12 protein-coding genes are annotated in these 13,362 nt (G+C 65.7%); all 12 read left to right on the top strand.

Features of this window, described 5'->3' with window-relative positions:
• Nucleotides 1-76 precede the first annotated feature (76 nt).
• The 12 genes from moaA to narI all read left to right on the top strand — a co-directional run bounded on the left by moaA (nt 77) and on the right by narI (nt 13,362).
• The gene (moaA, locus tag ACVOLJ_RS04390; RefSeq protein WP_481563552.1) at nt 77-1,057 is read left to right on the top strand and encodes a GTP 3',8-cyclase MoaA; all 981 of its coding nucleotides are present in this window, start codon (nt 77-79) and stop codon (nt 1,055-1,057) included.
• 8 nt (nt 1,058-1,065) lie between these two features.
• Complete coding sequence (moaCB, locus tag ACVOLJ_RS04385; protein ID WP_481563551.1) at nt 1,066-2,064, top strand: bifunctional molybdenum cofactor biosynthesis protein MoaC/MoaB; 999 nt, start codon at nt 1,066-1,068, stop codon at nt 2,062-2,064.
• On the top strand, nt 2,061-3,314 hold the full coding sequence (locus ACVOLJ_RS04380) for a molybdopterin molybdotransferase MoeA (protein ID WP_481563550.1): 1,254 nt from the start codon (nt 2,061-2,063) through the stop codon (nt 3,312-3,314). Before moaCB ends, ACVOLJ_RS04380 begins: the two co-directional genes overlap by 4 nt.
• Nucleotides 3,314-3,574, top strand: coding sequence for a MoaD/ThiS family protein (locus ACVOLJ_RS04375; RefSeq protein ID WP_475278978.1), 261 nt, complete (start codon nt 3,314-3,316; stop codon nt 3,572-3,574). Before ACVOLJ_RS04380 ends, ACVOLJ_RS04375 begins: the two co-directional genes overlap by 1 nt.
• A gap of 3 nt (nt 3,575-3,577) precedes the next feature.
• Entirely contained in the window at nt 3,578-4,066 is a 489-nt protein-coding gene (locus ACVOLJ_RS04370; protein ID WP_475278977.1) for a molybdenum cofactor biosynthesis protein MoaE, read from the top strand.
• 132 nt (nt 4,067-4,198) lie between these two features.
• Complete coding sequence (gene mobA / locus ACVOLJ_RS04365) at nt 4,199-4,696, top strand: molybdenum cofactor guanylyltransferase (RefSeq protein WP_481563582.1); 498 nt, start codon at nt 4,199-4,201, stop codon at nt 4,694-4,696.
• Nucleotides 4,693-5,058 (top strand): hypothetical protein, encoded by a 366-nt coding sequence (locus tag ACVOLJ_RS04360; RefSeq protein ID WP_481563549.1) that lies wholly within the window; start codon nt 4,693-4,695, stop codon nt 5,056-5,058. The genes mobA and ACVOLJ_RS04360 overlap by 4 nt, the downstream gene beginning before the upstream one ends.
• A gap of 144 nt (nt 5,059-5,202) precedes the next feature.
• Nucleotides 5,203-6,621: a NarK family nitrate/nitrite MFS transporter gene (locus tag ACVOLJ_RS04355; RefSeq protein WP_481563548.1), complete on the top strand. Its 1,419-nt coding sequence runs from the start codon at nt 5,203-5,205 to the stop codon at nt 6,619-6,621.
• A 69-nt stretch (nt 6,622-6,690) separates the two neighbouring features.
• Nucleotides 6,691-10,434 carry a nitrate reductase subunit alpha gene (locus ACVOLJ_RS04350; protein WP_481563547.1) on the top strand — a complete coding sequence of 1,248 codons (3,744 nt, stop codon included), beginning with the start codon at nt 6,691-6,693 and terminating at the stop codon, nt 10,432-10,434.
• Nucleotides 10,434-11,978: a nitrate reductase subunit beta gene (gene narH / locus ACVOLJ_RS04345; protein WP_475278973.1), complete on the top strand. Its 1,545-nt coding sequence runs from the start codon at nt 10,434-10,436 to the stop codon at nt 11,976-11,978. The genes ACVOLJ_RS04350 and narH overlap by 1 nt, the downstream gene beginning before the upstream one ends.
• Nucleotides 11,978-12,658, top strand: a complete 681-nt coding sequence (narJ, locus tag ACVOLJ_RS04340; protein WP_481563546.1) for a nitrate reductase molybdenum cofactor assembly chaperone — start codon at nt 11,978-11,980, stop codon at nt 12,656-12,658. Before narH ends, narJ begins: the two co-directional genes overlap by 1 nt.
• Nucleotides 12,655-13,362, top strand: a complete 708-nt coding sequence (gene narI / locus ACVOLJ_RS04335; protein ID WP_481563545.1) for a respiratory nitrate reductase subunit gamma — start codon at nt 12,655-12,657, stop codon at nt 13,360-13,362. Before narJ ends, narI begins: the two co-directional genes overlap by 4 nt.

Genomic DNA, 13,362 nt, shown 5'->3' with positions numbered 1-13,362 from the left:
GTCAGTCTCAGCAGGCGAGGGTATCCGGGCCGTTCCGGGCACAGGCAAGACGGTGGAACAACAAGGTGGACCAGCCATGAGCCAACTCACCGACGGATTCGGGCGCAGCTTTCCTTACCTGCGCCTGTCGTTGACCGAGGCCTGCAACTTCAGTTGCAGCTATTGCCTGCCCGATGGCTACCAGGCCGATGGCCGCCCGCGTTTCCTGGCGGTGGACGAGATCGCGCGCCTGGTGCGCGCGTTCGCCACGCTGGGCATGACCAAGATCCGCCTGACCGGTGGCGAACCCAGCCTGCGCAAAGACCTGGACGAGATCATCGCTACGGTGGCCGCTGTACCGGGCATCGCCAAGGTGGCCATCACCACCAATGGCACGCTGCTGCCGCGGCGCCTGCCGGGCTGGCACCGTGCCGGGCTTACCGCGCTGAACGTGAGCATGGACAGCCTGCAGCGCGAGCGCTTCAGAACCATTACCGGGCACGACCGCCTGCCGGAGATCCAGCAGGGGCTGGAGATGGCGCAGGCGCTGGGGCTGCCGGCCATCAAGCTCAATGCGGTGCTGCTGCGCGGCCTGAACGACGACGAGCTGCCGCACTGGATGGAGTTCCTGCGCGACCGGCCCTTCAGCGTGCGCTTCATTGAATTGATGCGTACCGGCGACAACGAAGCCTATTTCCAGCGCCACCACCTGCGCGCTGAACACGTGATCGAGCAGTTGCATGCCGCCGGCTGGCACGAGCGTGCGCGTGCGGCCGATGCTGGCCCGGCGCGCGAGTTCAGCCACCCCGGCCATCGCGGCACGGTGGGCATCATTGCCCCGTACTCGCGCGATTTCTGCAAGGGCTGCAACCGCCTGCGGGTAACCGCCAAGGGCGACCTGCGGCTATGCCTGTTCGGCGAGTTCGGCGTGCCGCTGCGCCCGCTGCTGCAGCGCGACGAGGACCATGACGCGCTGCTGGCACGCATCACCACCCAGCTTGGCCTGAAAGCGGCCGGGCACGGATTGCACCAGGGCCAGACCGGGTTGACCCCGCATCTGGCTTCGATCGGAGGATGAGGAACACGATGAGTGGTGAACTGAATGCGGCCTTCCATATGGCCGACGTACGCGATAAACGCATCACCCGCCGCCGCGCGGTGGCGGTGGGCGAACTGCATGCCGGGCCCGTGGCGTACCCGTTGATCGTGGAGCGCCGCCTGCCCAAGGGCGATGCGATGGTGATGGCCGAGATTGCCGGCCTGCAGGGCGCGAAGATGGCATCGCTGCTGATGCCGCTGTGCCACCCGCTGCCGCTGGAACTGGTGCAGGTGTACTGCACGCCGGTGCCGGAACGGCAATCGATCCGCGTGTGGTGCGAGTGCGCCAGCGAAGCGCGCACCGGCGTGGAAATGGAAGCGCTGGCCGGGGTGAACGCCGCACTGCTGACCCTGTACGACCTGAGCAAGCCGGTGGAACCGGCGCTGCGCATCGAAGGCATCCGGCTGCTGTTCAAGGAGGGCGGCAAACGTGGCCTGTGGCTGCATCCTGATGGCATGGACGATGCCGAGCGCGCGCGCTTCAAGCCGCGTGCGCCGAAGGGACTTGAGGGCGCAGCGTGTGCGGTGATCACGCTGAGCGACCGCGCCAGTGAAGGCACCTACGAAGACCAGTCCGGCCCGACGTTGGCGGCAGGGCTGAAAAAATTGGGCGGCGAGATAGTGGCTGCCGAGGTGCTGCCCGATGGTATCGAACCGCTGGCCAGCCGCCTGCAGGCATTGGCAGCCGGGGGAGTGCGGCTGTGCCTGTGCACCGGCGGTACCGGCCTGGGCCCGCGCGACCTGACACCGGAGGCATTGCGATCGTTGAACGCACGCCCGGTGCATGGCCTGGCGCAGATGGTACGTGCGCTGAGCGCGCAGCACACGCCGATGGCCTGGTTGAGCCGTGCCGAGGTGGTGCAGCTGGGTGGCATGCTGGTGTTCGCACTGCCGGGCAGCCCGCGTGCGGCGGCGCAGTGCCTGGATATCCTGGCGCCGGTGCTGGGCCACGCGGTGGCGATGGTCGATGGCGGTGGCCACGCATGATTCCCTACAACGAAGCCCTGCAGCACCTGCTGGGCGCCGCCGCGCCGCTGCCGGCCGAGCGCCTGCCACTGCATGGCGCGGCGGGCCGCACGCTGGCCAGCGACATCATCAGCGGGCAATCGCTGCCGCCGTTCGACAATTCGGCCATGGATGGTTTCGCGCTGCGCGCCAATGGCGCTGCGTTCGAGCCGGGCACTGAATTCGTGGTGCAGGGCTGGCAGGCCGCGGGCGATGCCGGCGCGCAGGGGGGCGAAGGTGCCTGGGAGATCATGACCGGTGCGCGCATGCCGCTGGGCCTGGATACGGTGGTGCCGATCGAGCAGGTGCAGATACTGGCCAGCGATGATGGCCGCCCCACCCGCATCGCCTTGAAGGGGCCGGTGAAGCCGGGCCAGCACGTGCGCCTGCGAGGCCAGGATGTCAGCGAGGGCGAGCGCGTGCTGCAGGCCGGGCAGGCGCTGGACATCAATGCACGCACGCTGCTGCACGCCATTGGCGTGGGCGAAGTGGCGGTGGTGGCACGGCCGAAGGCGGCGGTGATCGCCACCGGCAAGGAGCTGGTGACCGAGGCGGCGCAGGCGCTGGAATCCGGGCAGATCCGTGACAGCAACCGGCCCTATCTGGTTGGCCGGTTGCAGGCGGCCGGGGCCGAAGTGGTATGGCAGGGCACGGTGGGCGACGAGGTGGCCGCCTTCGATGCGGTGCTGGATGCCGCGCTGGCGGCAGGCGCACGGGTGCTGATAAGTACCGGCGCGGTGTCGGCCGGCCGCTACGATTTCGTTCCCGATGCGCTGCGCGCCCGCGGTGCCCGCATCGTGTTCCACAAGGTGGCGATCCGCCCGGGCAAGCCGCTGCTGTTTGCGGTGCTGCCCGATGGCGCGCTGTATTTCGGCCTGCCCGGCAACCCGGTATCGGCGGCGGTGGGCCAACGCTTCTTCGTTGAGCCGGTGCTGCGACGGTTGCTGGGGCTGGCCGCCGAGCCGGTGCTGCAGTTGCCGTTGCAGGCCGATGTGCGCAAGCCGCCGGGCCTGCGCTTCCATGCGCGTGCGCGGGTGGAAGTGGACGGGCAGGGGCGCCTGAGTGCGCGTGTGCTGTCGGGCCAGGAATCGTTCCGTTTGATGTCGATGCTGCAGGCCAACGCCTGGGTGGTGCTGGACGGCGAGGGTGACCTTGCCGCCGCGGGTACCCCGGTGCGGGTGCAGGGCTGGGGTCACCAGGACCCGCTGCAGCTGGCGAGCCAGGAGTCATGATGAAACAGGTGAATCTGCAGTTGTTCGGTGCGTTTTCCGATCTGGATGCCAGCCGCGAGATCGCGCTGGAGGTGGCGGGCGGGACCGTAGCCGACCTGCGGCAGGCGCTGCGCGAGCTGCTGCCGGCACGGTGGCCGGGCTTCCGTGCCGGGTTGCTGGACTATTCGGCCTTCGCCGACCAGCAGCGGGTGCTGCGCGACCACGAAGCGTTGCCGGCCGATGGCAAGGTGGCGATCCTGCCGCCGGTAAGCGGGGGCTGAGCCATGAGCGCGAATGTGATTGCGAAAGTGGTGGACCGTGCGCAGGCCGCCATTGATGCGGCCGAGGGGATCGCTGCGGTGTCCGACCCGGCGTTTGGCGGCATTGACGTATTCATCGGCAAGGTGCGTGACTTCAATGTCGGCCGGCCGGTGACCGGTATCACCTACGACCTGTTCGAGCCGCTGGTATTGAACGAGATCCAGCGCCTGGCGGCGGAGATCGAGGCCACCTTCGGGCCGAAGCTGAAGCTGTATGTGGCCCATGCCAAGGGGCGTCTGGGCATCGGCGATGTAGCGGTGGTGGTGGCGGCTGGCAGCCCGCACCGCGATGAAGCGTTCAGGGCGTGCCGGCAGTTGATCGAGGCGGTGAAGCATCAATGCCCGATCTGGAAGCAGGAACATTACGAAGATGGCGACAGTGAGTGGAGCGAGGGCTGCACCCTGTGCCATGCCGACAGCGAACCTGCACATGATCACCCGCACACCCATTGAATCCAGTAGATCCACGCCACGCGTGGATGGGGCCATTTCCGCGCGCCCGGGTGGCGCAGCCACGCATGGCGTGGCGCTACCGTGAGCGGATCGATCGCCGGCATCGTGCTGGCCGGGGGCCTGTCCAGCCGGATGGGCCGGGACAAGGCGCTGCTGCCGTGGCAGGGGCGCACGCTGCTGGAACACATGCGCGGCATCCTGAAGGCAGCCGGCGCCGACCGGGTGTGGGTCAGTGGTCGCTATCCGGCGTTTGACGGCGTGCCCGACCGGGTAACGCGCTGCGGGCCGCTGGGCGGGCTGTACAGCGTATCGCTGCAGATACCCGATGGCCCGGTATGGGTGGTGCCGGTGGATACGCCGCGGATGACACCGCAACTGCTTCAGCAATTGCGTGACCGCCATCGCGGTAGCTGCACGATCTTTGACGGGCATCCGCTGCCGATGCTGTTTAATGTGGACAATGAAAGTCGTAATCTCCTCGAATCCATGATCCACGATCCCTTGGGCCCGCGTTCGCTGCAGGCCTTCCAACGTCGGCTTGACGTGCAGACCCTTCGCCTGGCGCCGGCCGATGAAAGCGCCCTGGTCAACTGCAATACCCCCACGCAATGGGAGGACGTCGCCTCATGAAGGTGCAGTTGCAAGAACAAGCGATGCGCCTGCGCCTGGACGAGGCCGAGCTGGCCCAGCTGCTGGCCGGCGAATCGGTCGAGAACCTGACCCGGTTCGGTGGCAGCGGCGGCTGGGGCACTGCGGTATCTCTGCATGCCGGCGATCAGGCCGTACTGCTGGACGGCGGCACCGACTGCCGCCTGGTGCTGCCACGGGTCTCGGTTGAAGCACTGGCCGGGCGCCTGCCGTGCCGCGATGGCCTGGCATTTGCGCTGTACCTGGACGATGGCACCACCCTGCAGCTGCAGTTTGATGTGGACGTGCGCGACAGCGTGCGCCAGCGCGGGGTGACCCGCCGCAGTTCCGCGTCACCGGTTTGACATTTGTCAGGGGCAGGGTGGAAACCCGCTCCTGATTGATCCAGATCAACCCCGTTGTTGTGCAGTGCGGGCCTAATTGGCCCATGACGACGGGTTACAACTTGAAAGCAGTACCCACGTCATTCCACAGCCTTGGAGCCATGTATGACCGTCGGTAGCGATCCTGTTGTCCGCAGCACTGCCAGTCCTGGTCGCGTCATCAGCGACTGGACGCCGGAAGACCCCGGCTATTGGGAGCGCACCGGCAAGCGGGTCGCCACCCGCAATCTGGTCATTTCCATTCCTTCACTGCTGCTGGCGTTCTCGGTGTGGGTGCTGTTTTCGGCGGTGACCATCAGCCTGCCGAAGATCGGCTTCGGTTTCAGTACCGATCAGCTGTTCTGGCTGGTGGCGCTGCCCAGCCTGTCCGGCGCGACCCTGCGCATCTTCTATTCGTTCGTGATTCCCATCTTCGGTGGCCGCCGCTGGACGGCGTTGTCCACCGCATCGCTGCTGCTGCCCACGGTGTGGCTGGGCTTTGCGGTGCAGAACCCGGCGACGCCCTACTGGGTATTCGTGGTGATCGCGATCCTGTGTGGCTTCGGCGGCGCCAACTTCTCTTCGTCGATGTCCAACATCTCCTTCTTCTACCCCAAGCAGAAGCAGGGCCTTGCATTGGGCCTGAATGCCGGCCTGGGCAACGTGGGTGTGTCGGTGGCGCAGGCGGTCATCCCGCTGGTGATCACCGTGGGCGTGTTTGGCGCGCTGGGGGGCGCGCCGCAGCCGGCGGTGGACGGTGGCGCGGCGCTGTACCTGCAGAACGCCGGTTTCATCTGGGTGCCGGCCATCGCGATCTGCGCGGTGGCAGCGTGGTTCGGCATGAACGACCTGACCAGTGCGCGTTCGTCGTTCTCCGAGCAGGCGGTGATCTTCCGCCGCAAGCACAACTGGCTGATGTGCTGGTTGTACATCGGCACCTTCGGTTCCTACATCGGTTTCTCGGCCGGCTTCCCGATGCTGGTCAAGAGCCAGTTCCCGGACGTGAACCCGCTGGCCTACGCCTTCATCGGCCCGCTGCTGGGTGCGTTGATGCGTTCTGTGGGCGGCAGCATGGCCGACCGCTGGGGCGGTGCACGCCTGACCTTCTGGGTGTTCGCGCTGATGATCGCCGCGGTATTCGGGGTGCTGCACTTCCTGCCCAGCGATGGCCAGGGCGGCAACTTCTACGGGTTCCTCTTCAGCTTCATGGCGCTGTTCGTGCTCAGCGGCATCGGCAACGGCACCACCTTCCGCATGATTCCGGTGATCTTCCGCACACTGCATGAGCGCTTGTCTGCCGGTGCCAACGCCGAGGGCAAGGCTGCTTCCGCACACCAGGCCAGCATCGAATCGGCGGCGGTGGTGGGTTTCTCCGGTGCGATCGGTGCCTACGGCGGCTTCTTCATTCCCAAGAGCTACGGCTCTTCCATCACCTTGACCGGCAGCCCCGACATGGCGCTGTACGGATTCGTCGTTTTCTATGTCACCTGCCTGGCCGTGACCTGGTGGTGGTACTACCGGCGCGGCGCAGAGACGCCCTGCTGACATGAAAACGCACCGCAGCCAGATGACACACACAGCCACGATGCAGATGTCCGCAAAGGGAGATCCACGATGAGTTATTTCCTTGATCGCTTGCAGTTCTTCAAGCGTGACCCCCAGCCCTTTGCCGATGGCCATGGGTTTGCCAAGAGTGAAGGCCGTGACTGGGAAAACAGTTACCGCCAGCGCTGGCAGTACGACAAGATCGTCCGCTCCACCCACGGGGTGAACTGCACCGGCTCGTGCAGCTGGAAGATCTACGTCAAGAACGGCCTGGTGACCTGGGAAACCCAGCAGACCGATTACCCGCGTACCCGCCCGGACCTGCCCAACCACGAGCCGCGCGGCTGCCCGCGAGGTGCCAGCTATTCGTGGTACCTGTACAGCGCCAACCGGCTGAAGTATCCGCTCATCCGCGGCACGCTGCTGCGCCTGTGGCGCGAGGCGCGCAGGAGCAAGGGCCCGGTGGATGCCTGGGCCAGCATCGTGGAGGACAAGGAGAAGGCGCGTTCCTACAAGACCCGCCGTGGCATGGGCGGTTTCGTGCGCCTGCAGTGGGAAGAGGCCAACGAGATCATCGCCGCCTCCAACCTGTACACGGTGAAGCAGTACGGCCCGGACCGCGTGGTCGGCTTCTCGCCGATTCCGGCGATGTCGATGGTGTCCTACGCCGCCGGTGCGCGCTATCTGTCGCTGCTGGGTGGCGCCTGCCTGTCCTTCTATGACTGGTACTGCGATCTGCCGCCGGCATCGCCGCAGGTCTGGGGCGAGCAGACCGACGTGCCCGAATCGGCCGACTGGTACAACAGCCGCTACATCATCGCCTGGGGCTCGAACGTGCCGCAGACGCGCACGCCCGATGCGCACTTCTTCACCGAGGCGCGCTACAACGGCACCAAGACGGTATCGATCTGCCCGGACTATTCCGAGCTGGCCAAGCTGACCGACCACTGGCTGCACCCCAAGCAGGGCACCGATGCGGCACTGGCCTTTGCCTTCGGCCACGTGATCCTGCGCGAGTTCCACGTCGATACGCCCTCGCAGTACTTCCAGGACTACTGCCGCCAGTATTCGGACATGCCGATGCTGGTGCGTCTGGAACGCCGCGATGACGGCCGCCTGGTGGCGGGCCGCTTCCTGCGCGCCAGTGAGCTGGGCGGACTGGGCGAAGCCAACAACCCGGACTGGAAGACCTTGGCCTATGACGAGACCAGCGGCCAGATCGTGGTGCCCAATGGCTCGATCGGCTTCCGCTGGGGCGAGAAGGGCCGCTGGAACATCGAAGAGAAGGCCAGCAACGGCGCCGATACGCGCCTGCGGCTGAGCCTGTCTGACACCAACGACGGCATCGAGGCGGTGAGCTTCCCGTACTTCGGTGGCATCGAGAGCGATGGCTGGACCGCCGCGCCGGCCGAGGAAGTGCTGGACCGCAATATTCCGGTGCGCCGCCTGGCCATGGCCGATGGCAGCGAAGCACTGGTAGCGACCGTGTACGACCTGCTGCTGGCGCAGTACGGCGTGGACCGCGGCTTCGGTGGCGCCAACGTGGCGGCAAGCTTCGATGACAACGTGCCGGGTACGCCGGCCTGGCAGGAACGCATCACCGGCGTGTCGCGTGGCGAAGTGATCGAGATCGCGCGCGAGTTCGCCCGCACTGCCGACAAGACCCATGGTCGTTCGATGATCATCGTCGGCGCCGGCATGAACCACTGGTTCCACAACGACATGAACTACCGTGGCCTGATCAACATGTTGATCATGTGCGGTTGCGTGGGCCAGACCGGTGGCGGCTGGGCGCACTACGTGGGCCAGGAAAAGCTGCGCCCGCAGACCGGCTGGCAGCCGTTGGCCTTCGGCCTGGACTGGAGCAAGCCGCCGCGCCACATGAACGGCACCTCGTTCTTCTACTTCAACACCGGGCAGTGGCGTTACGAAAAGCTGCAGGTGGATGAGCTGCTTTCGCCGCTGGCCGACGCCAGCAAGTACAGCGGCAGCCTGGCTGACCTGAACCTGCGTGCGGTGCGCATGGGCTGGCTGCCGAGCGCACCGCAGCTGGACCGCAACCCGCTGCAGCTGGTGCGCGAGGCCGAGGCGGCCGGCGTGGCACCTGCCGACTACGCGCTGGGCAAGTTCAAGGACGGTTCGCTGGACTTCGCCTTCGCCGATCCGGACGCGCAGCAGAACCACCCGCGGATGATGTTCATCTGGCGCTCGAACCTGCTGGGTTCGTCGGGCAAGGGCCATGAGTACATGTTGCGCCATCTGCTGGGTACGCGCCATGGCCTGCAGGGCAAGGACCTGGGCGAGATGGGCGCGGTCAAGCCGCAGGAAGTGAAGTGGCGCGATGAGGCGCCGGAAGGAAAGCTCGACCTGCTGGTGACGCTGGACTTCCGCATGTGCACCACCGCGCTGTATTCGGACATCGTGCTGCCCACGGCCACCTGGTACGAGAAGGACGACCTCAACACCTCGGACATGCACCCGTTCATCCATCCGCTGTCGAAGGCGGTGGACCCGGCCTGGGAATCGCGCAGCGACTGGGACATCTTCAAGGAAGTGGCCCGCACCGTAAGCGAGATGGCACCGGGCGTGCTGGGCGTGGAGAAGGATCTGGTGCTGGTGCCGACCCTGCACGACACCCCCAACGAGCTGGGCATGCCGTTCGGCGTGGCCGACTGGAAGAAGGGCGAGTGCGAGGCCATTCCGGGCCAGACCATGCCGTCGATGACGGTGGTCGAGCGCGATTACCCGAACCTGTACCGCAAGTTCACCTCGCTGGGGCCGCTGCTGGACAAGCAGGGCAACGGCGGCAAGGGCATGAACTGGGATACGAAGCACGAGGTGGAATTCCTCGGCAAGTTGAACCACACGGTGCGCGAGGAGGGCGTCAGCCAGGGCCGCCCGGCCATTTCGACCGCCATCGACGCGGCCGAGGTGATCCTGCACCTGGCGCCGGAAACCAACGGCCATGTGGCGGTGAAGGCCTGGGAATCGCTGGGCGGTTTCACCGGTCGCGAGCATACCCACCTGGCGGTGGGCAAGGAACACGAGGCGATCCGCTTCCGTGACATCCAGGCGCAGCCGCGCAAGATCATCTCCTCGCCGATCTGGTCGGGCCTGGAAGATGACAACGTCAGCTACAACGCGGGCTATACCAATGTGCACGAGCTGATTCCGTGGCGCACGGTGACCGGCCGCCAGCAGTTCTACCAGGACCATGAGTGGATGATCGACTTCGGCGAGGCGTTCATGAGCTACCGGCCGCCGGTCAACACCCGCACCATCGAGCCGCTGTTGAACCAGCGTTCGAACGGCAACAAGGAGATCGTGCTGAACTGGATCACCCCGCACCAGAAGTGGGGCATCCACAGCACCTACAGCGACAACCTGATCATGCAGACGCTGTCGCGTGGTGGCCCGATCGTGTGGATCAGCGAGGATGACGCGCGCAGTGCTGACATCGTTGACAACGACTGGATCGAACTGTTCAACGTCAACGGTGCGATCGCCGCGCGTGCGGTGGTCAGCCAGCGCGTGATGCCGGGCATGGCGATGATGTACCACGCCCAGGAACGCATCATCAACGTGCCGGGCTCCGAGATTTCCGGCACCCGCGGCGGCATCCACAACTCGGTGACCCGCATCGTGCTCAAGCCCACCCACATGATCGGCGGCTACGCGCAGCTGGCGTACGGCTTCAATTACTACGGCACCTGCGGCACCAACCGCGACGAATTCGTGATCGTACGCAAGATGGACAAGGTGGATTGGCTGGACGATGAAGCAGTACCTGCCGCTGTGAAGGAGGTGGTGTGATGAAGGTCCGTGCACAGATCGCGATGGTGCTGAACCTGGACAAGTGCATCGGCTGCCATACCTGCTCGATCACCTGCAAGAACGTCTGGACCTCGCGCGAGGGCGTCGAGTACGCCTGGTTCAACAACGTGGAAACCAAGCCGGGTATCGGCTATCCGAAGGAATGGGAAAACCAGGAAAAGTGGAACGGTGGCTGGGTGCGTACCGGCAGCGGCAAGCTGGTGCCGCGTGCCGGCGGCCGCTGGCGGATGCTGGCCAAGATCTTCGCCAACCCGGACCTGCCGCAGATTGACGACTACTACGAGCCGTTCGATTTCGACTACCAGAACCTGCACACCGCCAAGGACAGCCAGCACCAGCCGACCGCACGGCCGCGCTCGCTGATCAGTGGCGAGCGCATGCAGAAGATCGAGTGGGGCCCGAACTGGGAGGAGATCCTCGGTTCGGAGTTCAGCAAGCGCTCGCGCGACTACAACTTCAATGAAGTGCAGAAGGAGATCTACGGCGCCTTCGAAAAGACCTTCATGATGTACCTGCCGCGCCTGTGCGAGCACTGCCTGAATCCGGCGTGCGTATCGGCGTGCCCGTCGGGCGCGATCTACAAGCGCGAGGAAGACGGCATCGTGCTGATCGACCAGGACAAGTGCCGCGGTTGGCGCATGTGCGTGTCGGCCTGCCCGTACAAGAAGATCTATTACAACTGGAAGAGCGGCAAGTCGGAAAAGTGCATCTTCTGCTACCCGCGCATCGAGATGGGTGAACCGACCATCTGTTCGGAAACCTGTGTCGGCCGCATCCGCTACCTGGGGGTGATGCTGTACGACGCCGATCGCATCGCCGAGGCCGCATCGGTTGCGGCAGAGAAGGATCTGTACCAGGCCCATCTGGACATCTTCCTGGACCCGCACGACCCGGCGGTGATCGCTGCCGCCCGCGCCGAAGGCATTCCGGACAGCTGGCTGGAATCGGCCAAGCAATCGCCGGTGTACAAGCTGGCCATCGACTGGAAGCTGGCCCTGCCGCTGCACCCGGAATACCGCACGCTGCCGATGGTCTGGTATGTGCCACCGCTGTCGCCGATCCAGTCGGCTGCAGAACGCGGCCGCATCGGCATGAGCGGCGAACTGCCGGACGTGGCCTCGCTGCGCATCCCGGTGCGCTACCTGGCCAACATGCTGTCGGCCGGTGACGAGGCGCCGGTGGTACGTGCGCTGGAACGCTTGATGGCCATGCGGGCCTGGCGCCGGGCCAAGAACGTGGACGGTGTGGAAGACACCGCCGTGCTGGACCAGACCGGACTGACCGTGGCCCAGGCCGAAGACATGTACCGCTACCTGGCCATTGCCAACTACGAGGACCGTTTCGTGATTCCCTCCGCACACCGCGAGTATGCCAACGACGCCTTCGGCGAGCGCGGCGGCTGCGGCTTCACCTTCGGCAACGGCTGCAACGGCGACAGCCCGGCCGATCTGTTCGGCCAGCGCAAGAGCACCGGGTTCGTGGTGAACAACGGCCCCAACCACCGTCGCAAGGAGGTGGTGTGATGAGCGTGCTGAAGCTGGTGGGGGTGCTGCTGGACTATCCCCGCGACGAACTGTGGCAGCACGGCGAGGAACTGCTTGCTGTCTGTGACGAGGTGGCGCTGTCGCCGACGCGTCGAAAGCAGCTGCGTGGTTTCGTGCAGCAGCTGCTGGACAGCGATCCGCTCGATGCACAGGCCGCGTGGCTGGCGACCTTCGATCGCGGCCGCTCGATGAGCCTGCTGCTGTTCGAGCACATCCACGGTGAGTCGCGCGACCGCGGCCAGGCCATGGTCGATCTGGTGGAAACCTATCGCAAGCACGGTTTCGAGCTGGATGCGCGCGAACTGCCGGACTACCTGCCGCTGCTGCTGGAGTTCCTGGCCCACCGGCCGGAAACCGAAGCCCGCGAGTGGCTGCACCACGTCGGCCATATCGCCGGCATGCTGGCCGCACGCGCGGCCGAGCGCGAGCTGCCGCATGTACCGCTGCTGGAAATCCTGGTGGAGGCCGGCGACGGCAAGGTCAACCTGGAGGCGCTGCGGCAACGCGCAAGTGAAGAACCCCGCGACGATACGGCCGAGGCGATGGACAAGCTGTGGGAGGAGGAGGCGGTGCGCTTCGGCGCCGAAGCGCCCTCCGAAGACTGCAAGCCACCGACGCGCTCGCCGGCCCGTCCCGTGCACCGTGAGGTCCAGCCATGAATTACTACCTGCATCAATTCGCCTTCCAGTACTACCCGTACATCGTCGTGGCGGTGCTGCTGATCGGCAGCTGGGCGCGCTATGACAAGGCCATGTACACCTGGCGCACCGGTTCCAGCCAGATGCTGTCGGACAAGGGCATGCGGATCGGCAGCAACTGCTTCCACATCGGCATCCTGGCCATTCTCGGTGGCCATCTGGTTGGCCTGCTGACGCCGCACGCGGTGTACGAGCACTTCATCACTTCTTCGCAGAAGCAGATGCTGGCCATGGTGGTAGGCGGCGTGTTCGGCGCACTGTGCTTCATCGGCATCAGCATCCTGCTGGTGCGCCGCCTGACCAATGCCCGCGTACGTGCCACCGGCAGCTTCGGTGACACCCTGGTGCTGGTGCTGCTGTTCGCGCAGCTGTGCCTGGGCCTGTACAGCATCCGCGTGTCCTCGGGCCATCTGGACGGCGGCGTGATGGTGCAGCTGGCCGAATGGGCACAGCACATCGTGACCTTCCGCGCCGGTGCGGCCGATTACATCGAAGGCGTCAGCTGGGTCTACAAGATGCACATCTTCCTGGGCCTGACCCTGTTCCTGATCGCACCGTTCACCCGGTTGGTGCATGTGTGGAGCATTCCGGTCAGCTACCTGTGGCGCCCCTACCAGGTGGTGCGGCGCCGCCAGGCGACGCTGCGCTACGGGCCGAAGGAGTAA

It is taken from the genome of Stenotrophomonas sp. STEN046, from assembly GCF_056759755.1.
This window is presented reverse-complemented; position numbering and strand designations above follow the sequence as displayed.